The sequence below is a fragment of the Streptomyces sp. NBC_00631 genome, assembly GCF_045206895.1.
In the GTDB taxonomy this organism is placed as follows: domain Bacteria; phylum Actinomycetota; class Actinomycetes; order Streptomycetales; family Streptomycetaceae; genus Streptomyces.
Window position 1 is genome coordinate 5,464,868 of sequence record NZ_CP107734.1, and the last position, 18,590, is coordinate 5,483,457.

At 70.1% G+C, this 18,590-nt stretch carries 16 protein-coding genes and 2 tRNA genes; 6 read left to right on the forward strand and 12 right to left on the reverse strand.

The genetic code is table 11. The annotated features are described in order from the left end of the window. Positions 1-29 precede the first annotated feature (29 nt). Positions 30-851: a YceI family protein gene (locus tag OHB00_RS25055; RefSeq protein WP_406437745.1), complete on the forward strand. Its 822-nt coding sequence runs from the start codon at positions 30-32 to the stop codon at positions 849-851. On the opposite strand, the gene OHB00_RS25060 is transcribed toward OHB00_RS25055, so the two are convergent. After that, positions 848-1,369 carry a hypothetical protein gene (locus OHB00_RS25060; RefSeq protein WP_406437746.1) on the reverse strand — a complete coding sequence of 174 codons (522 nt, stop codon included), beginning with the start codon at positions 1,367-1,369 and terminating at the stop codon, positions 848-850. The two genes, OHB00_RS25055 and OHB00_RS25060, sit on opposite strands and share 4 nt — an antisense overlap. Before the next feature lie 115 nt (positions 1,370-1,484). On the opposite strand from OHB00_RS25060, the gene OHB00_RS25065 reads away from it, so the two are divergent. Then, positions 1,485-1,958 (forward strand): PPOX class F420-dependent oxidoreductase, encoded by a 474-nt coding sequence (locus OHB00_RS25065; protein ID WP_406437748.1) that lies wholly within the window; start codon positions 1,485-1,487, stop codon positions 1,956-1,958. A 17-nt stretch (positions 1,959-1,975) separates the two neighbouring features. On the opposite strand, the gene OHB00_RS25070 is transcribed toward OHB00_RS25065, so the two are convergent. The 8 genes from OHB00_RS25070 to OHB00_RS25105 form a co-directional block, all read right to left on the reverse strand. Next, positions 1,976-2,794: a TetR/AcrR family transcriptional regulator gene (locus OHB00_RS25070; protein ID WP_406437750.1), complete on the reverse strand. Its 819-nt coding sequence runs from the start codon at positions 2,792-2,794 to the stop codon at positions 1,976-1,978. A 155-nt stretch (positions 2,795-2,949) separates the two neighbouring features. Then, a complete protein-coding gene (locus tag OHB00_RS25075; protein ID WP_406437751.1) occupies positions 2,950-4,332 on the reverse strand; it encodes an MFS transporter in 1,383 nt (460 codons plus the stop codon). 107 nt (positions 4,333-4,439) lie between these two features. Beyond that, the gene (locus OHB00_RS25080; RefSeq protein ID WP_406437753.1) at positions 4,440-6,725 is read right to left on the reverse strand and encodes a glycosyltransferase family 39 protein; all 2,286 of its coding nucleotides are present in this window, start codon (positions 6,723-6,725) and stop codon (positions 4,440-4,442) included. Continuing rightward, the gene (locus tag OHB00_RS25085) at positions 6,722-8,227 is read right to left on the reverse strand and encodes a glycosyltransferase (RefSeq protein WP_406437754.1); all 1,506 of its coding nucleotides are present in this window, start codon (positions 8,225-8,227) and stop codon (positions 6,722-6,724) included. Before OHB00_RS25085 ends, OHB00_RS25080 begins: the two co-directional genes overlap by 4 nt. Positions 8,228-8,241: 14 nt before the next feature. Next, positions 8,242-9,921, reverse strand: a complete 1,680-nt coding sequence (locus OHB00_RS25090) for an ATP-binding protein (RefSeq protein WP_406437755.1) — start codon at positions 9,919-9,921, stop codon at positions 8,242-8,244. Continuing rightward, on the reverse strand, positions 9,918-10,658 hold the full coding sequence (locus OHB00_RS25095; protein WP_046583764.1) for a response regulator transcription factor: 741 nt from the start codon (positions 10,656-10,658) through the stop codon (positions 9,918-9,920). The genes OHB00_RS25090 and OHB00_RS25095 overlap by 4 nt, the downstream gene beginning before the upstream one ends. 265 nt (positions 10,659-10,923) lie before the next feature. Further along, complete coding sequence (locus tag OHB00_RS25100) at positions 10,924-11,796, reverse strand: DUF2797 domain-containing protein (protein WP_406437757.1); 873 nt, start codon at positions 11,794-11,796, stop codon at positions 10,924-10,926. A 102-nt stretch (positions 11,797-11,898) separates the two neighbouring features. Then, the gene (locus tag OHB00_RS25105; RefSeq protein ID WP_406437758.1) at positions 11,899-12,297 is read right to left on the reverse strand and encodes an HGxxPAAW family protein; all 399 of its coding nucleotides are present in this window, start codon (positions 12,295-12,297) and stop codon (positions 11,899-11,901) included. A gap of 146 nt (positions 12,298-12,443) precedes the next feature. On the opposite strand from OHB00_RS25105, the gene OHB00_RS25110 reads away from it, so the two are divergent. Both OHB00_RS25110 and OHB00_RS25115 read left to right on the forward strand, forming a co-directional pair. Then, positions 12,444-12,935: a MarR family winged helix-turn-helix transcriptional regulator gene (locus tag OHB00_RS25110; RefSeq protein WP_406445970.1), complete on the forward strand. Its 492-nt coding sequence runs from the start codon at positions 12,444-12,446 to the stop codon at positions 12,933-12,935. Between the two features lie 320 nt (positions 12,936-13,255). Continuing rightward, entirely contained in the window at positions 13,256-13,561 is a 306-nt protein-coding gene (locus OHB00_RS25115; RefSeq protein ID WP_406437760.1) for a hypothetical protein, read from the forward strand. Between the two features lie 87 nt (positions 13,562-13,648). Here OHB00_RS25115 and OHB00_RS25120 read toward each other — a convergent pair whose 3' ends face one another. Next, positions 13,649-14,158: a hypothetical protein gene (locus tag OHB00_RS25120; RefSeq protein WP_406437762.1), complete on the reverse strand. Its 510-nt coding sequence runs from the start codon at positions 14,156-14,158 to the stop codon at positions 13,649-13,651. A 313-nt stretch (positions 14,159-14,471) separates the two neighbouring features. Between OHB00_RS25120 and OHB00_RS25125 the strand changes: the two genes are divergently transcribed. After that, positions 14,472-17,060 (forward strand): ATP-binding protein, encoded by a 2,589-nt coding sequence (locus OHB00_RS25125; protein WP_406437764.1) that lies wholly within the window; start codon positions 14,472-14,474, stop codon positions 17,058-17,060. A 395-nt stretch (positions 17,061-17,455) separates the two neighbouring features. Here OHB00_RS25125 and OHB00_RS25130 read toward each other — a convergent pair. Both OHB00_RS25130 and OHB00_RS25135 read right to left on the reverse strand, forming a co-directional pair. Next, positions 17,456-17,528, reverse strand: a tRNA-Arg gene (locus OHB00_RS25130). A 291-nt stretch (positions 17,529-17,819) separates the two neighbouring features. Beyond that, positions 17,820-17,910 (reverse strand) — tRNA-Ser (locus OHB00_RS25135). 172 nt (positions 17,911-18,082) lie between these two features. Between OHB00_RS25135 and OHB00_RS25140 the strand changes: the two genes are divergently transcribed. Beyond that, the gene (locus OHB00_RS25140; RefSeq protein WP_406437766.1) at positions 18,083-18,499 is read left to right on the forward strand and encodes an SSI family serine proteinase inhibitor; all 417 of its coding nucleotides are present in this window, start codon (positions 18,083-18,085) and stop codon (positions 18,497-18,499) included. Positions 18,500-18,590: the final 91 nt, after the last annotated feature.

The following is an 18,590-nucleotide window of genomic DNA, read 5'->3' on the forward strand; positions in this document are numbered from 1 at the left end:
TTTTCTGAGTGTTCGCAGGGAGAGACGGGATGGGACTGACCGCGAGGATCCGCACCCGGGACGGATGGGCCGTGTCGCACGCGGTCGTCACGGTGACCGACATGACCGGCAGCCAGGTGCTGCGCGCCGAGGCCGACGACGAAGGCACGGTACGTGACCCGAATCCGCTCGCGCCGGGGGCGTACACCGTCATCGTCACGGCCGTGGGCTACGCGCCCGCCGCCTCCAGCGCCATCGTGACCGCGAGCGGCCGCGCCGAGGTCGGCACGGTGACGCTGGCGCGGCAGGGCGGCACCGAACTGCCCCCGCCGGGCCCGTGGACGGTGGACCCCGCCCACTCCACCGTGGGCGCGGTCGCCCAGCACCTGGGCATCTCCAGCGTCCGCGGCCGTTTCACGGACTTCTCCGTCGGCATCGAGATCGCCCCCGACGACGTCACCAAGTCCCGCGTCCAGGCGGTCATCCGTGCCGCCTCCATCGACACCGGCAACGGCACGCGCGACACCCACCTGCGCTCCGCCGACTTCCTGGACGTCGAACGCCACCCCGAGATCACCTACATCTCGACGGGCCTGACGGCGGCCGGCTCCGACCGCTGGACGGTCCACGGCGAGCTCTCCCTGCACGGTGTCGTACGACCGGTCGACCTCACCCTCGCCTACCTCGGCACCGGCTCCGACCCGTGGGGCGGCACGCGCGCCGCGTTCCGTGCGACGACGGAGCTGCACCGCGAGGACTTCGCCATGAACTACAACCAGGTCGTGCAGGCGGGCATCGCCGCCATCGGCACGACCCTCAAGGTGGAGCTGGAGATCCAGGCGGTCCAGGGCGAGTCGCTGCCGCAGGCCTAGTCCCGGCCGGGGCCGGACCGGTCGGGCTGCTCAGCGCCGTACACCCGCGGGATGTGCGACCGCGACACCGCGATGAACTCGTAGATCAGGGTCCGTGACGCCTCCCGGGCCGGAGCCAGTTCCACCCGCGACCCGGCACCGGCCAGGCGCTCGACCGACTTGAGAGCGCGCCGCCCCAGCGCGTCGAGCTCCGCGGAGTGCGTCAGCAGTTCGGACCGGAACATCGCCTCCATGGCCGCGGCCCTCAGCCGCTGGGCCTCCCGGCGCAGCTCCCGGAGCGACTCCTCCTCGACGGTGCGGCCGTCGTGCTTGGCGAACCAGTAATCCATCTGTCCGCGCCGGTAGTTGGCCAGCGCACCGCCGAACTCGCTGAACGCGTCGATGCGTTCCTGCCGGAGCCACTCCCCCCGGGTGAACTGCTCCGCGCGGGTCTCGGCACGGCGCTGGAACCGGTAGGTCAGGGCGGAGCCGAGCAGCGTGCCGAGCACGGCTATGAGGCTGGTCGCTACAGCTTGCATGAGGTCAGCGAAGCACGCCGGGCTTACCGCCGTCCGCGCCTTGCTTACGCCACGTGCGTGAAGGTATGCACCGCAGGGTCAGGCTGAGCGGCCCCCGCGGCCCTAGGCTGGCGCCATGGCACCGAACATCGCGACGAACACCGCCGTCTCCCTCGACGAACTGCTGGACTTCGTACGACCCCGCCACCGCGCGATCCTGCTCACCCGACGCGCCGACGGCAGCCCGCAGGGGTCGCCGCTGACCTGCGGGGTCGACGACTCCGGGCGCATCGTCGTCTCCACGTACCCCGAGCGGGCGAAGACGCGGAACGCGAAGCGGGACGAGCAGGTGAGCGTGATCGTCCTGAGCGACGACTGGAACGGGCCGTGGGTGCAGGTGGACGGAAGGGCCGAGGTCCTCGACGCACCGGAGTCGGTGGAACCTCTGGTGGAGTACTACCGGAACATCGCCGGGGAGCATCCGGACTGGGACGAGTACCGGGCGGCGATGCTGAAGCAGGGAAAGTCGATCATCCGGGTGACGCCGGAGAAGTGGGGGCCGGTGGCCACCGGTGGTTTTCCGGCGCGGTTGGCTTCGCCGGGCGCGTAAGGGGGCGGGCCGGGCGCCTATGAGCTCGGGGGTGCGTCCTCGTTCGCGGGTGCGGGTGCGGGTGCGGGTGGATTGGGGCTGGTCGCGCCGTTCCCCGCGCCCCTTTCGGGGCGCTGCACCATCGCCTCGATTCCAGCGATCAGTAGGTCCAGCGCGAAGGTGAAGTCCCTGTCCAACATGTCGGCGACCGTGTCGCCGCCCCTGGCTGCCATGAGGTCTCTGGACTCCTCGATGATCTTTGCCGTCTCCGGGGTTTCGGTCACCGCGTCCATCGCGGAGTTGAAGTACTCGTCGGGGGTCATGCCGGCCGCTGCCACCCTCGCGGCGAAGTGGCCCTCGATCGTGCCGTAGCCGTAGACGAACTGGAAGACGGCCGAGATGGCGCCGGTCACGCCGTGTGCGGGCAGGCCGGCGCGGCGGACGACCCGCTGGACCACGCGGGAGAACGCGAGCGAGTGGGGGCCGATGTTGAGGTACCGGCCGGCGAGCGGGGAGAGCCAGGGGTGGCGGACCAGCAGGGCGCGGTACTCCGCGGCCAGCGCCCGCAGTTGCTCCCGCCAGTCGCCGGCGTCGGCATCGGGCAGGCGCAGCTCGCCGAAGGCCGCGTCGAGGGCGAGTTCGAGCAGGTCGTCCTTGGTGTCGACGTACCAGTACACGGACATGGCAGTCACCTTGAGCTCGGCCGCCAGCCGCCGCATGGAGAACTTGTCGAGCCCGTCAGCGTCGAGAAGGCGCACGGTGACGGAAGTGATCCTGGCCCGGTCGAGCCCGGACGGCTGACCGCTACGGCCGCCGCGGCGGTCCTTCCCCTCAAGCCACACACTGGCCCGCGCCATGAGCGACACCCTCCTCCACGATCACTTCTCAAGATGCTAGAACTTCAGCGCCCCTTCAGGGGCGCGGGACTGTGTCCGATATGCGCCTCCGCCGCGTGGGCGCGACCAGCCACGTCCCACCCGCACACGCCGATGCCCAAGTACCCCCCTCCCCCTCAGGCGACATTCTTCTGCGCCCTCCTGAGAAGCCCCGCGGCCACGAACCCCCCGGCGACGACAGCCGCGGCCCCCACCAACTGCCCCGCCCCCAACCCCGCCGACAACGACTTCCCCGACGCCACCGAAGAGCTCAGGACAGCTCCCAGCACGGCCACCCCGAGCCCGTTCCCGAACTCGGCCAGCGTGCCGTTGATCCCGGCGCCCACCCCGGCCTTCTCCGGAGGAATCGCGCTCATGATGGCGTGCGCCATCGCGGGGTTGGCGATCGCGCACCCCGCACCGATCAGCAGCAGACCGAGCAGCGTGCCGCCGTATCCGCCGGCATCCAGTACGGCGATGGAGACAAGGCCCAGCGACATCAGCAGCATGCCCAGGGCTATCGCCACCGGCGTCCCCAGTCGCGTCGCCCATTTCGCCGACAGGCCCGAGAAGTTGAGGGCGACGACCGTCAGTGCGAGCGGCGCCGTGCGCAGGCCGGCCTCCAGCGGGCCGTAGCCGAGGACGGATTGCAGCTGCTGGGTGAGGAGGAACAGCGCTCCGCCCATGCCGAAGGTGATGAGGACGGCACCGGCGACGGCGCCGGTGAAGCGGCGGTCCCTGAAGAAGTGCGGGTCGAGCATGGGGTACGGGATCCCGTTCTCCCAGTGCGCGAACAGGGCCAGGACCACGACCGCGACGGCTCCGGGGGCCAGGACCCGCACCGACGTCCAGCCGTGTGCGGGGCCGGAGATGATCGCGAAGACCAGCGCGGCCATGCCGATCGTGGAGAGCAGCGCGCCGAGCAGGTCGGGGCGGTCGCCCTGGGGGTTCTTCGATTCGGGGACCAGGGCCACGACCGCCACCAGGGCGAGCGCCGCCACCGGGAGGTTGATCAGGAAGATCGCGCCCCACCAGAAGTGGTTGAGCATGAACCCGCCGATCAGCGGGCCGACGGCGAAGCCCAGCGCGTTGACGGCGCTCCAGATGCCGATGGCCTTGGGGTGCTCGTCGGGGGTGAAGATCTGCATCGCCACGGCGAGCGTGGTCGTCAGGAGGAGTGCGCCGCCCACTCCCATACCGGCCCGCGCCGCGATCAACTGGCCCGTCGAACCGGCCAGGCCCGCGGCCAGCGAACCCGCGCCGAACAGGACCAGGCCCGCGATCAGCATCCTCTTGCGGCCGTAGCGGTCGGCCGCACTGCCCGCCGTGAGCAGCAGGCCGGACTGGACGAGCGAGTACGCGTTGATCATCCACTGGATGTCGGCGGTGGCCGCGTGCAGTTCCCGGGTGAGGGAGGGGATGGCCACGTTCAGGACGGTGTTGTCGAGCAGCACGGTGAGCTGCGCGAGGCAGATGACACCGAGGATCAGCCAGCGTCGGGGGTGGCCCTGAGAAGTCATGTTCTACACCGTAAGACAGACCCTATACGGTGTACAACGCGGTTTCCCGGACACGGCAAAGGGCGGTGACCGAGGAGGTCACCGCCCTTGCGCCGCTCAGGAGTCCGTCAGCTGCTGCTCGCCTTCTGTGTGAGGTCGTAGAAGGTGGACGAACCCACCGTCACCTTCTTGAAGTTCTTCTCGACCCAGGAGCTGATCTGCGAGGACGTGCCGCTGCTGCTGCCGCCCATCATGCCGCCGCCGGTGCCGGAGGAGATGAAGTAGTGGATCTTGCCTTCCGCCACGTACTTCTCGAACTGGGCCAGCGTCGGGGACGGGTCGGTGCCGTTGAAGCCGCCGATCGCCATCACCGCGTCGCCGGTGGAGAGCTGGTAGCTCGCCGCGTTCTGGGCGCCGATGGCCGCCGCGACCCAGGTGTACTTGGACGAGTCCGTCTGCAGCAGCTTCTTGGCCTCGGAGGAGACGGTCGCGCCGTTCAGCAGGCCGCCGACGCCACCGCCGCCGCCCATGCCGCCGCCCTCACCCATCTGGCCACCGCCCGGGAAGCCACCGGTGCCGTTCTGCGTGCTGCCGTTGCCGTTCTGCTGGTTCTGGCCGAAGCCACCGGCCGTACCGCCGCCCGTGCCACCGCCCGGGAAGCCACCCGTGCCGTTCTGGCCCTGGCCCTGCGTGGTGCCGTTGCCGCCCTGCTGGTTCTGGCCGAAGCCACCGGCCGTACCGCCGCCCGTGCCGCCGCCGAAGCCGCCCCGGCCGCCGGGACCGCCACCGCCGCCGAAGCCCATCGTGCTGGCGCCCGCCGGACCGGCCGTCGGGATGGAGCCGGTGTGCGCGGAGTTCACCGTGCTGAAGGTGTACGCGGTCGGGCCCGCCAGCGCGGCCACCAGGCCCACCGCGGCTGCCCCGAGGGCGAGCTGCCGCGAGATCCGGCCCGCGAAGATCAGGCCGAGCGCGGCGGCCAGACCGCCGATCAGGACCAGGTACTTCAGCCAGGGCAGGTAGGTGGAGGTGCGGTTGAGGAGGACGTAACCCCAGACCGCGGCCGAGACCACGGCGGCGGCGAGGGTGATCGACGCCCACAGCTCGGCACGCTTCTCCCACAGCAGACCCGCGCCCATGCCGACCACCGCGGCGATGTAGGGGGCGAGGGCGACCGTGTAGTACTGGTGGAAGATGCCCGCCATGTAGCTGAACACGATCATGGTCATCAGCAGCGCGCCGCCCCAGACCAGGAACGAGGCCCGGGTCACCGAGGTCCGCTTCAGCTTGCGGGTCGCCACCAGGCCGGCGACCAGGAGGATCAGCGCGGCCGGGATCAGCCAGGAGATCTGGCTGCCGATCTCGGAGTTGAACATCCGGTCCCAGCCGGTCGCGCCCCACTGGCCCGAGCCGGTGCCGCCGCCACCGCCGCCGACGCTGCCGGTCTCGTCGCCGCTGATGCGGCCGAGGCCGTTGTAGCCGAAGGTCAGCGACAGGAAGCTGTTGTCCTGCGAGCCGCCGATGTAGGGGCGGGAGGACGCCGGCCACAGCTCGACGATCGCCACCCACCAGCCGCCGGAGACGACCAGCGCGCCGGTCGCCAGGGCCAGCTGCCCGATCCGCTTCCTCCACGTGTGCGGACCGACGGCCGCGTACACGAACGCCAGCGCCGGCAGGATCAGGAAGGCCTGGAGCGTCTTGGCGAGGAAGGCGAAACCGATCGCCACGCCCGCCCACACCAGCCACCTGGTACGCCCGTCCTCGACGGCGCGGACCACGAAGTAGCAGGCCAGCGCCATCAGCAGGGCCAGCATGGCGTCCGGGTTGTTGAACCGGAACATCAGCGCCGCGACGGGGGTGAGCGCGAGCACGGCACCCGCGATCAGGCCGGCCGCGGGGCTGAACCGGCGGCGTACGGAGGCGTAGACGACCGCGACCGTGCCGACGCCCATGAGGACCTCGGGGCCGAGGATCGTCCAGGAGTTCAGGCCGAAGATCCGGGCCGCGATCTCCATCGGCCACATGAACGCCGAGGGCTTGTCGACGGTGATCGCGTTGCCCGCGTCCAGCGAGCCGAAGAACATCGCCTTCCAGCTCTTGGTGCCGGCCTGGACGGCGGCCGAGTAGAAGGAGTTGGAGTAGCCGTTGACGCTCAGGTTGTAGAAGTACAGCACCGCGGTGGCGACCAGCAGGCCGAGGAAGGCCGGGCGAGCCCAGCGCGGGTCCTCGGGGCGGCCGCGCCACAGTCTCCGTACGAGGGGCTGCTTGGGTTCGCCCGAGCCCGTCTGCGGCACCGGCGCTTCCGGGACGTCATGGGCGCCGTGGAGGTCCGGTGCGTGCTGCGGCTGCGGGGGAGCCGTGGGCGGCGCGGTCGGGGGCGGGCCCCACTGGGCCGGGTGGTCGGTGTTCGTGCTCATCGGGGTTCCCCCGGGTCGCTGTCGTGGGGGCGCACCGGCTGCAACTGCATGGTGCTGTCCCTCCAGGTGCCGTCCGCGGCTTCACCGGCGCGGAACTGAGTGGTCGTGGTGCCGTTCTGGGCGTACGGCTGGTGCGCCGGGCGCTGCGGAAGGGGGCCCTGCGGCTGGTACGGCTGCTGGTACGACTGGTATCCGCCGGCCGGGTACGTCGGGGACGACGGGTTGTGCGTCGCCACCACCGTCGACTCGTGCTCGCCGGTGCCGTCGCGGTCCGGGAAGACCCAGGCGCGGAAGAGCAGGAAGCGCAGCACGGTCGCCGCGAGGTTGGCGGCGATCAGCACCGCCAGCTCGGTGGAGTGCGAGGGGTCGCTGCTCGCCGCGTTCAGGGCGGCGAGGGAGCCGGCGGTCAGCGCGAGGCCGATCCCGAAGACGACCAGGCCCTGCGCCTGGTGCCGGACCGCCCCGCCCCGCCCGCGCACCCCGAAGGTGAGACGCCGGTTGGCGGCCGTGTTCGCCACCGCCGACACCAGCAGCGCGAGCGCGTTGGCGATCTGCGAACCGGAGAACTCCCGGAAGACGCTGTAGAGGAGCAGGTAGAAGAGGGTCGACAGGCCGCCGACCACGCAGAACCCGACGAGCTGACGGGCCAGGCCCTTGGGCACGTCCTGGATGTCGCGGTCGCGCGGGTCGTCGCCGAACGGGCGGGTGAGCCGGTCCAGCGGCAGCGAACCGGTGGTCAGGGCCTTGCCGACCCGCCACACGCCCTTGAGGTCGTCGGTGGCCGTCTTCACGATGTGCACGGTCGACTCGGGGTCGTCGACCCAGTCGACAGGCACCTCGTGGATACGGAGCCCCGCGCGCTCGGCGAGCACCAGCATCTCGGTGTCGAAGAACCAGCCGGTGTCCTCGACCAGCGGCAGCAGCACCTGTGCGACATCGCGGCGGATCGCCTTGAAGCCGCACTGCGCGTCCGAGAAACGGGCCTGCAGCGAACCGCGCAGGATCAGGTTGTACGAGCGGCTGATGAACTCCCGCTTGGCACCGCGCACCACGCGCGACGAGCGGGCCAGCCTGGACCCGATCGCCAGGTCGGAGTGGCCGGAGATGAGCGGCGCCACCAGCGGCAGCAACGCGTTCAGGTCGGTCGACAGGTCGACGTCCATGTACGCGAGGATCGGTGCGTCCGACGCCGACCAGACGGTCCGCAGCGCACGACCGCGGCCCTTCTGCTCCAGCCGGAACGACTTCACCTCGGCGATCTCCGCCTCAAGCTGCTTCGCCACCCGGGGGGTGGTGTCCGTGGAGGCGTTGTCCGCGATGGTGATGCGGTACGCGTACGGGAAGGTGCGCTTGAGGTGCTCATGCAGTCTGAGGACGCATGGGCCGAGGTCCTTCTCCTCGTTGTAGACGGGGATCACTACGTCCAGGACAGGCGTACCGGCGTTACCGGCCGGGAGGTGCTCCCGCGCCGGCAGGGTGCCGGGAGAAGAGTCGGTTCGCATGGCACCGACTCTCGTCAAGCGCCCTGTTGCACCCATGTGGTGGCACTGTGCTGTGCCTGTGAGTGCGATTGCCAGTTGGTTTCGGGGTCCGGCTGGGGAGCCGACGGGGCAAGCGCGGGCAGATACAGGGTGAACACCGTACGGCCGGGCACGCTGTCCACGGTGACGGCACCGCCGTGCGCGGTCGCGACGGCCTGCACGATGGCGAGGCCGAGACCGGTGGAACCCGTGGACCGCGAGCGCGCGGAGTCGCCGCGCGCGAACCGCTCGAAGACGTGCGGCAGCAGATCCTGCGGGATGCCCTGCCCGTTGTCCTCGACGTCCACGCACATCCACGGCCCGCGCCGCTGGATACGGGCGGTGACAGTGGTCCCCGGCGGGGTGTGCTTGCGGGCGTTGCCCAGCAGGTTGATCAGCACCTGCTGGATACGGGCCGCGTCGGCGGCGACCAGCGCCGGCTCGTCGGGCAGGTCGAGGCGCCAGTTGTGGTCCATGCCTGCGGCACGCGTGTCGCTGATCGTGTCGACGACGAGCGGGATGAGATCGGTGTGCTCGAACTGCAGCGGACGCCCCGCGTCGAGCCGGGCGAGCAGCAGCAGGTCTTCCACCAGCAGGGTCATCCGCCCGGCCTCGGACTCGATACGGCCGAGGGCGTGCCGGGTGTCGGGCCCGACCTGCTCCCGCCCGCGCCGGGTCAGCTCGGCGTAGCCGCGGATGGACGCGAGGGGGGTCCGCAGCTCGTGACTCGCGTCGGCGACGAACTGCCGTACCCGCATCTCGCTCTGCTGGCGGGCGTGCAACGCCCCGTGCACGTGGTTGAGCATGCGGTTGAGCGCGGATCCGACCTGTCCGACCTCCGTGTGCGGATCACACTCGGTGTCCGGCACCCGCTCGCTGAGGTTCACCTCGCCGGTGTGCAGCGGGAGTTCGGAAACGCGGGTGGCGGTGGCGGCGACCCGGCGGAGGGGGCGGGTGGCGACGTTGACCATCACGGTGCCGGCCAGGGTGGCGGCGATGAGACCGGAGGCGGTGAGGCTGATCTCGACGATGATCAGGGTGTTGATGGTGCCGTCGACGTCGGCGGTCGGGATACCGACGTAGTAGCCGCTGGTGCCGTTGCTCGCGTACTTGACGAGGTACGTGCCGAGGCCGGGCATCTCCACGGTGTGGATCTTCTGGTCCTGGGAGACGGAGTTGACCACCTTCACCTGGGCGGTCGTGAGTGTCTTGGCACTCATCGAGAAGTCGTCGCTGGACTTCACGCCCCGCTCGGAGTCGGTGACGCTGCCGTTCTGGACCGTGGCCGCGATGGTGCCGTCCGGCTGCGGGCCCGTCACGAATTTGGAGAGGTCGGTCGTGCCGTCGGCGTTCTGCTGCTGATTCGGCCCGGTGCTGCCGGTGGTAGAGCCGGTCCCGGTGCGGCCAGTGGTCGAGCCGGTCCCGGTGCCGTTACTGCTGGGCCGGTCGCCGAGCGGGCCGCCGAAGTCGCGAGGCGCCACGCGCGCCGCGACCTCACCCAGTTTGCCTTCCAACTGCCCGTACAGATGGTCGCGCAGCACGAGCGTGGTGACGGTCCCGATCACCGCGCAGACCACGGCGATCAGCGTCACGGAGACGACGACGAGCCGAGTCCGCAGGGTGCGCGGCTTTCCCGCTCGTCGCTTCTGCGTACGCGGCCGTCGTCGCCCGCTCATGAGGCGGCTGGCTTGATCAGATAGCCGGCGCCACGCCGGGTGTGGATCATCGGCTCCCGGCCGGCGTCGATCTTCCGTCGCAGATACGAGATGTAGAGCTCGACCACGTTGGCCTGCCCGCCGAAGTCGTACGACCAGACCCGGTCGAGTATCTGGGCCTTGCTGAGCACGCGCCGCGGGTTGCGCATCAGGAAGCGCAGCAGCTCGAACTCGGTGGCCGTGAGGTGGATCGAATCCCCGCCCCGCGAGACCTCGTGGCTGTCCTCGTCCAGGGTGAGGTCACCGACGACGAGCACCGAGTCGGACCGCCGGTCGGCGGCACCGGAGCGGCGGATCAGCCCGCGCAGCCGGGCCACGACCTCTTCGAGGCTGAAGGGCTTGGTGACGTAGTCGTCGCCGCCGGCGGTGAGACCCGCGATCCGGTCCTCGACCGCGTCCTTCGCGGTCAGGAAGAGCACCGGCACGTCCGGCAGCTCGCGCCGCAGGCGCCCCAGCACGGTGAGGCCGTCCATGTCGGGCAGCATCATGTCGAGGACGACGGCGTCGGGGCGGAACTCCCGCGCGGTCTGTATCGCACCCTGGCCGTCACCCGCACTCCGGATCTGCCAGCCCTCGTAACGGAGGGCCATGGAAAGGAGTTCGGTGATCGACAGCTCGTCGTCCACCACAAGCACTCGGACGGGGCTCCCGTCCGGCCTCAGCAGTTCGGTGCGCCCCTGGGGCGAGGTCGTGGTCATGGTGGACACCTTGTCGGGGTCCTCTGAGAACACGCTTTCACTAATCTGTGATTTCCCTAAGAAACACACAGGCGCCTCTCAGGGAACGCCTGGGAATCCCATCAGGGGTGCATGAACTCGTGACCACGCTCGTGCCGAGCTGTGCGGATCATGTCCTTCCGGGCCGCGCTTCCGCCCGCTGATGAAGTGCCGATGAACCGGTGATGAGAGCGTACCCACCCGGAACGGGTCCCGCGCGCCGAGGACTTCGCCGGACCGTCGACGCTCAGAAGAGCCCGTCCTGGGGAGCTTCGAACTCCCTTACCGGCACCCGCAGTCGGTCTTCCTCCCGCGCCCCGGCAGCAGTCAGCTCCCACCCCGGCAGCAACCGCGTGTCAAGGACGACCACCCCGCGCCCGGTGGCGAGATGCAGATCCGGCCCGGCCGCCGCGGCCAGCTCACCGCTCACCAGGCCGCCCGGCACCAGTTCGGCCACCTCGCCGACGGCGGCGGACACGCCGTCCAGGCCGAACACCCGCATGTGATCGACGACTTGGCAGGGCTCCGGGAGGAGCGACTCGGGCCAGCCGCCGAGCGCGAGAGCAAGCGCGTGCAGTTCCGTGATCTCGGCCGCCCGCTCGGCCCGGGTCACCGGCAGCAGGGCGCGTACGACGCGCTTGTGGCCGTACGGGATCCGGTCCGGCACCCGGAGCGCGGCCCGCAGCAGTTCCTCGGCCCGCCGGGCGGCCATCAGCGGCCCGGCGCCGAGCCAGCTGAAGCACACGGCCCCCTGCTCCAACAACCGGGCCGGCCCCCGCTCGACGGCCGTGATCCCCACCTTCACCATTCCCGGCCCGAACCACGCCAGATACACGTGGTACGGCCGGGGATCGTCGGCGAAGGTGTCGGCGGCCACGGAGTGCGTCCGGTCCAGCCGCGCACACTCCTCGCACCGGGCGCCGGTACTCCGCCCCGACACGCGCGCCCGCGTCGGGCAGGCGTGCCCGCGCGCCCCCACGCACTCCCGCACCCCCTCTCCCACGACCCCGAAGGCCACCCGCTTCCCCCGGACCAGCGGACTGCGCCGCCCACCGCTCCACACCAGCACGGGCCCGCCGTCCGACCAGCGCAGCCCCGAGCATTTCCACATCTGTGCCATCACTCGCGAGCGTAGAGGGCGGCACTGACAACGGCCCGGCGCGGCCGGCCCGGAGGAGCTGCGCTCAGGAAGGACGGGAGGTCCTGGGGCAGGCCCGCCCGCTCAGCCGCCGGCCTCCGCGGACGCCGCCTCCGTGGCCACCGGCCGCGCGGCCACCGGCTCCGCCCCGCCGGCGGGCGACACCGGCCGGAGCGCCGAAGCGGTACGCCGCCCCCGGCCCGCCAGCCGGCACGAGACGCACCCGGGGTGGCCGTCACGGGCGCCGGTGTCCCGCGCCCGGAGGGGCCACTGCGCCCTGGGCCGCGGCCCCGGCGGTTTGCCCCACCCGGCCAGATGCAGATACCAGGTGACCAGGACGCTCACCGCACACACCGCGAGCCCTGCCACCAGGGCGGCCACCGAGACCGTGCACACGCCCAGTCCCAGCAGACCGCTGCCGACGGTCGCGATCGCGGTACCGGTCCACCCTGCCACCGTGTGGCCTTCGTCGTGCTGACTCACGTACCCGTCTCCCCTTCACAGGCAGCGGAAACACCCGGTCCGACGCGAGGGCGACTAGAATCCCTCACCGAGTGAGAAATTTACCCCCCATACCTCTCACGTGCTAAGGGAATCTCGGAATCTCGACGAAGGAAACGGGAGCGGCCATCCACGCCACGTCGCGACCGCCCGCGGACCCGGCCCGGGCGCTGTCCGCCATGGACCACCTCATCGCAGCCCATGTGATCGGCCAGCAGGAGCTGGCCCGGCGACTCGGGGTGAACGTCACGGACCTCACCTGCTTCGCCTTCGTCCTGGAGGCGGGCGCCGACCTGCTGACGGCGGGCGACCTGGCCGCGCGCGCCCATGTGACGACGGGCGCGGTGACGGGCATCCTCAACCGCCTGGAACGCGCGGGCTACGTCACCCGCCGTCCCGACCCCGACGACCGCCGCCGGGTCCGCGTGGCCGCGGTCCCGGAAGCCGTCACCCGGGTCGAGGCGGTCTACGCCGGCCACTACGCCCGTCTCACCGAACTGTTCGCCGGCTACACCGCCGACGAACTCGCCGTTCTCACGGACTGGTTCACCCGCGCCACCGCCCTGGCCCACGAGTACTTGGAGAAACTCAACGGGAACGACTCGGCGGAGCCCTGCTGAGCCCTCCATTTCCCCCATCCCATCGAACAGCGACAGGAGTTCTGGGGCTGTGCTGGGGCTGCACTGGGGCTGTACGGGGGAAAAGAGGGACGACGCAGCGTGCCTAGTAATCGTTCGAAGCCTACCGTTCGTCATCCTGTCCACTAAAGCCCGAGATTCGGCACCAGGAACGACGAAAGGTCGGTCGATTGAAGCTCGCCAAGCGTTTTGCCACGATCAGCACTGCCGTGACGGCGGCGATTCTCCTCAGCGCTGGCGGCGCCCAGGCTCAAAGCGACGGAGGTCTCCTGTCAATTCTGAGCAACATCCCTCTCCTGCGGATGCCCTACTCGCTGGGGCTGGCCGGACAAGGCCCCGCCTCGACCGGAGCCCAGACCACTAATAACAACAACAATAACAATAACAACGGGGGCGGACCGAACAACAACAATAACAACAACGGGGGCGGCACGAACAATAACAATAACAACAACAACGGCGACAGCCAGGCGCAGGGTGGCACGGCAGGCAGCCTGCCGCTTCTGGGCAAGTCGCTCATCAACTTCCAGATCTGCTACCCCAAGGGGCAGGTCGGGTCGACCAACACCCTCACCGGAAACCAGAACATCAACTGCCACCAGAACTGAGGGCGCCGCCCCGACAGGGAGCGGCAACGCACGACAGCCCGGCGACCGAGTGAGCACAGCACCTCACCGGCCGCCGAGCCGTGAAGTTCAGCCGTTGTTGTTGTTATTGTTGTTGTTCCCGCCTCCGCCGTTGTTGTTGTTATTGTTGTTGTTCCCGCCACCCCCGCCGTTGTTATTGTTGTTATTGTTGTTGTTTGCACCTCCGCCGTTGTTGTTATTGTTATTGTTGTTGTTTGCACCTCCGCCGCCGTTGTTGTTGTTATTGTTGTTGTTGTTGTTCCCGCCGCCACCGTTGTTGTTGTTATTGTTGTTGTTGTTCCCGCCTCGGCCGTTGTTGTTGTTATTGTTGTTGTTGTGGTGTCCACCCTTGTGGTGGCTGTTGTTGTTATTGTTGTTATTGTTGTTGTTTCCGCCTCCGCCGTTGTTGTTATTGTTGTTGTTGTTGTTGTTCCCGCCGCCGTTGTCACTCGGCGCCATCTCGTGCGCGACTGTCGGCGTCGGGGCCGCGAAGGCGGCGGAGGGGACCAGCGCGCCTCCCGCGGCCAGAGCAGCCGATGCGGTCAGCACCGCTGTACGCTTTGCGATCTTCTTGAGCATGGTGATCCCTTTTCGATGAGTTTCGATGCGAGTGGGTCGCGTCGGCCCCCGGAATCCCGGGACTTGACAATTTCTTCCGAAGTCGGCCCCGGGGGACGCCGGTTTGAGCCGCATAAACCGGGAAAACCGGTAGCGGAACTCTTTCGCCAGCATGCTCCTGCCGCAGTTGGGGCACATCGGGTGGGCACCCCAAGTTCCACCCGGCACACCCCACATCTGAGGCCGGAATTCCCCCACATCCCCATCCGCCGAGCTGTCCTGCTCGGTCTGGATCTTTTGCGCGGCTCCGGCCGCGGAGGGAAAATGGCTGGTGATGGACCTGCTAGAGCGAGAGGCCGTACTCCAGGACCTCACCGGTCACCTACAGGCAGCAGTGACCGGCCCTGGACGACTGGCCCTTGTGCGCGGCGAGGCCGGCATCGGCAAGACCAGCGTCGTGAACCGCCTGGCCCAGCTGGCCGATCCCCGGATCAGGATCCTGGTCGGCGCCTGCGACCCGCTGGCCACGCCCCGCCCCCTGGGCCCTCTGACGGACCTGGCCCCGCGCCTGGGCCAGGCGGTGCGCACTGCCCTGACCGGGGCGCTGGCCGGCACCTGCCGTTCCGACGAGGTCTTCGACTGCCTGCTCGCCGATCTCACCTCGTACCCCAGCCTGCTGGTCGTGGAGGACGTCCACTGGGCCGACGAGGCCACCATGGACATCCTCCGTTACCTGGCCCGGCGCCTGCCCAGCGTTCCCGCGCTGGTGGTCGCCACCTACCGCGACGACGAGATCGGCCGTACCCACGACGTGACCGCTCTCCTGGGCACCCTGGCCGGCTATCCGTGGGTGTACCGCCACGACCTGGCCCCGTTGAGCCGTCGCGCCGTGGCCCGGCTGGCCGGCGGACACACCGTCGACGCCGATGAGCTGTACCACGTCTCCGCCGGCAACCCGTTCATCGTCACCGAGATCCTGGCCGCACCCGGGGAGTCCATCCCCGCCACGGTGCGCGAGGCCGCCGCAGGCCGCCTGGCCGGCCTGTCGGCCGCGGCGCGCAGGGTCGTCGACGTGCTGGCGGTTCTGGGGCGCCGGGTCCCGCTGCCGCTGCTGGCCGGCATGCTGCCGGCCTCGGAGGAGGCACTCGACGAAGCCGTGGCCGGTGGAATCGTGCGGACCGACGCGCAGGTGACCGAGTTCCGCCATGAGCTGACCCGGCTGGCGGTGCTGGAGTCCGTCCCGGCCGCCTACCGTCTGCGGGTACACCGGCAGGTGCTGACGGCGATGCGGTCCCGCCCGGTCGTCGCGGACGATCTGGCGCTGCTGGCCGATCACGCCGAGGGTGCCGGGGATCCGGTCGCCGTGTTGGAGTACGCGCCCGCCGCGGCCGCCCATGCCGCAGCGTTGGGCGCGCACCGGGAGGCGGCCGCCCAGTACGCCCGTGCCCTGCGGTACGCCGACCTGCTGCCGCTCGGCCGAAGGACCTCCCTGCTGGAGGGCCATTCGCAGGCCTGTCTGCTGTCCAGCCGGCTGGACGAGGGGATCGCCTCTCGCCGTAAGGCGGTGAAGCTGCGCCGTGTCCTGGGCGACCGGCTGCGCGAGGGCGAGGACCTTCGCTGGCTGTCGTGCTGGCTGTGGCCGTTCGGGCGGACCGTCGAGGCCGGACGGACCGGCCTGGACGCGGTGCGGGTGCTCGAAGGGCTTGGTCCGAGCCGGGAGTTGGCCCGGGCCTACCTGAACCTCTGCCAGCTGGCCTGCTACGAGCACGAGGATGTGCGGGTGACCGCCGCCTACGCCGAGAAGGCGATCGCTCTGGGCGAGCGGTTCGGCGACGCGGGGGTGGTCGTCCAGGCCCGCTTCCATGCCGCGGCGGCGAACATGCTGAGCGAGGGGTCCGGCTGGGGGGAGTGCGAACAGGCGGTGTCCAGCGCGATGGCGCAGGCGCTGCCGGAGGACGCGGGCTTCCTGGCGCTCATCATGTGCTGGTTCGCCGCGCTGCAACACGATGCCGCCCGGACTGCTGCGGCCGTGGACCGGGCGGAAGCCTATTGCCTCGACCACGATCTGCTGTCCTACCTGCTGTGCACGAGGGCCTGGGGCAGCTGGGGGCTGCTGAGCCGGGGCTCGTGGGCCCAGGCCGCCGATGCCGCGCAGGAGGTCCTCTCCCATCCCAGCTCACCACCGGTCGTCCGGGCCCTGGCCCTGACCGTCCTGGGCCTGGTGCGGGCCCGCCAGGGCAAGGCCCGGGCGTGGCCGCTGCTGGAGGAGGCGGCGGGTCTGGTCGACTCGGACTGCCTGCTGGACACGGGACTGGGGTGGGAGGCCAGGGTCGAGGCGGCCTGGCTGACCGGCGATCACGAGCTGGCGCGGACGGAGGCACAACGCGGCCTGGACGCCCTGGCGGAGCGGAGCCATCCCTGGCTGTCCGGGCCCCTGGCGTGCTGGATCGGCCGTGTCGGAGGAGCGCCTCCGGAGGTGCCCGGGGCCGGACCCTACGCGCTGGAACTGGCCGGCGACTGGGCGGGCGCCGCGGCCCAGTGGGACGGGCTCGGCTGCCCGTACCAGGCCGCGCTGGCCCGTCTGTCCGGCGACGCGCCGGCGCTGCACCAGGCTCTGGCCGCCTTCGAGGCCCTCGACGCCCGGCCGCTCGTGGCACGCACCCGCGCCGTGATGCGTACGCGCGGTGTCCGCCCGGTCCGGCGTGGCCCGCGGGCGGCCACCCTGGCCAATCCGTACGGGCTGACCATCCGGGAGATGGAGGTCCTGAAGCTGCTGAACGAGGGCCTGTCGGATGCCGAGATCGCCGCCCGCCTCTACATCACGCCCAAGACCGCCGGGCACCACGTGGGGGCAGTACTCGCCAAACTCGGCGTCCACTCCCGGCAGGAAGCCGCCCGCAAACTCCACGACTCAAAACGCTGACAAGTCTTCCTGAAAGGGGCGAGGTGAACGAGCATGCGCAACGCAACCTCTCTGAGCGTCAGCCTTGTGGTCGCGGCCCTCTGCTGTACGGCGCTCCTCCCGTCACAGGAATCGCAGGCCGTACCCGCCGAGTCGGCACTTCAGTGTTATGCGGCCCACCGCAGTCCGAACGTGATCGTGTGTTACCGGAATTCATGGAAGGCCGAGTACAGGCACGGAAACGTGGTCTACGTCCCCATCCTCATCCAGGTGCCCACGCCCGCGCATCCGCCCTCGGTGAGGATCGTCGACAGCCTGAACGACATCCACCCGTCGTCAGCCTGACCCCGACACTCCTCCACCGCACGACCCGAAACGCAAGAGGCCCCGGATCTCTCCGGGGCCTCTCACCTGTGTGCACTCGGCAGGATTCGAACCTGCAACCTTCTGATCCGTAGTCAGATGCTCTATCCGTTAAGCTACGAGTGCGTGTTCTGCTGTTTTTCTGCCTTCGCTTCTGACCCTTTCGGCCCGCTCGCGGCGACAGGAAGAACATTACATGACTGCCGCCGCCATGTGAAATCCGTTAGGCGCACCCCTTGTGAGCTGCGGAAACGTCGGATCGGGCGGGTTCCGGAGGGGATCGGCCGACTGGGGGGCGGGAGGGCCTGTGCGCCTGCCCGGGGGCGCGGCGGTGCCGGTGTGGGATGCGTGGCGGCAAGGGCGTGAACGCGAATCAGGGAGCCCAGACCGAAACGGTTGGACTCCCTGAGTCAGGTGCGGAGGCGGAGGGATTTGAACCCTCGATGGGCTTTAAGACCCAAACCGCATTAGCAGTGCGGCGCCATAGACCGGACTAGGCGACGCCTCCCGCACAGCCGCCCGCGTGAGCGCGAGTGGTGCGTGCAGATGATGACACAGTCGAGCGTGCTGTCACCAATCGGCTCCCACGGTACTAGGCAGTCGGGCCACAGGGCAAAGCCCTTTCCCCGAGGCCATGAGGCGTCGCGCAACATCCGGGCGGGCCACGCGTTGGGCAGGGCATGACTCACTTCGCCGTGCGGGGCGCCCTCGGGGCCGTCGCCGCCGTCCTCGGGTCCGCCCCCGCCCTGCCCGCCTCCGCCGCCGTCGCGGCCGACCACCTCACCGTCACCGTGCGCCACGCCGGAGACGGGCGGGACGGGACGTACGAGCTGTCCTGTCACCCCGGCGCCGGCAGTCACCCGGACGTGGACGGGTCCTGCCAGGTGCTCGACCGGAACACCCGCTGGGGCCGGGACACCTTCGCCCCGGTCGCCCCCGGCAGCGTCTGCACCATGCTCTACGGCGGCCCGGCCACCGCCCATGTCACCGGGACCTGGGCCGGCCGCCCGGTCGACGCCACGTACGACCGCAGCGACGGCTGCGAGATCGGGCGCTGGGACCGGATGGTGCCCCTGCTCCCCGACCTCGGCCCGTAGGCCCGTAGGTCCGTGGGCCCGTCCCGTAGGTCCGTGGGCCCGTAGGTCCGTGGGTCCTCACGTGCCGTCGGGGCACAAGGGCGGCACAGGC

Coding starts and splice junctions, on each gene's coding strand:
- OHB00_RS25055 (WP_406437745.1), top strand. CDS start 30: ATGGGACTGACCGCGAGGATCCGCACCCGGGACGGATGGGCCGTGTCG.
- OHB00_RS25060 (WP_406437746.1), bottom strand. CDS start 1,369: ATGCAAGCTGTAGCGACCAGCCTCATAGCCGTGCTCGGCACGCTGCTC.
- OHB00_RS25065 (WP_406437748.1), top strand. CDS start 1,485: ATGGCACCGAACATCGCGACGAACACCGCCGTCTCCCTCGACGAACTG.
- OHB00_RS25070 (WP_406437750.1), bottom strand. CDS start 2,794: ATGGCGCGGGCCAGTGTGTGGCTTGAGGGGAAGGACCGCCGCGGCGGC.
- OHB00_RS25075 (WP_406437751.1), bottom strand. CDS start 4,332: ATGACTTCTCAGGGCCACCCCCGACGCTGGCTGATCCTCGGTGTCATC.
- OHB00_RS25080 (WP_406437753.1), bottom strand. CDS start 6,725: ATGAGCACGAACACCGACCACCCGGCCCAGTGGGGCCCGCCCCCGACC.
- OHB00_RS25085 (WP_406437754.1), bottom strand. CDS start 8,227: ATGCGAACCGACTCTTCTCCCGGCACCCTGCCGGCGCGGGAGCACCTC.
- OHB00_RS25090 (WP_406437755.1), bottom strand. CDS start 9,921: ATGAGCGGGCGACGACGGCCGCGTACGCAGAAGCGACGAGCGGGAAAG.
- OHB00_RS25095 (WP_046583764.1), bottom strand. CDS start 10,658: ATGACCACGACCTCGCCCCAGGGGCGCACCGAACTGCTGAGGCCGGAC.
- OHB00_RS25100 (WP_406437757.1), bottom strand. CDS start 11,796: ATGGCACAGATGTGGAAATGCTCGGGGCTGCGCTGGTCGGACGGCGGG.
- OHB00_RS25115 (WP_406437760.1), top strand. CDS start 13,256: ATGCCCTACTCGCTGGGGCTGGCCGGACAAGGCCCCGCCTCGACCGGA.
- OHB00_RS25120 (WP_406437762.1), bottom strand. CDS start 14,158: ATGCTCAAGAAGATCGCAAAGCGTACAGCGGTGCTGACCGCATCGGCT.
- OHB00_RS25125 (WP_406437764.1), top strand. CDS start 14,472: ATGGACCTGCTAGAGCGAGAGGCCGTACTCCAGGACCTCACCGGTCAC.
- OHB00_RS25140 (WP_406437766.1), top strand. CDS start 18,083: ATGACTCACTTCGCCGTGCGGGGCGCCCTCGGGGCCGTCGCCGCCGTC.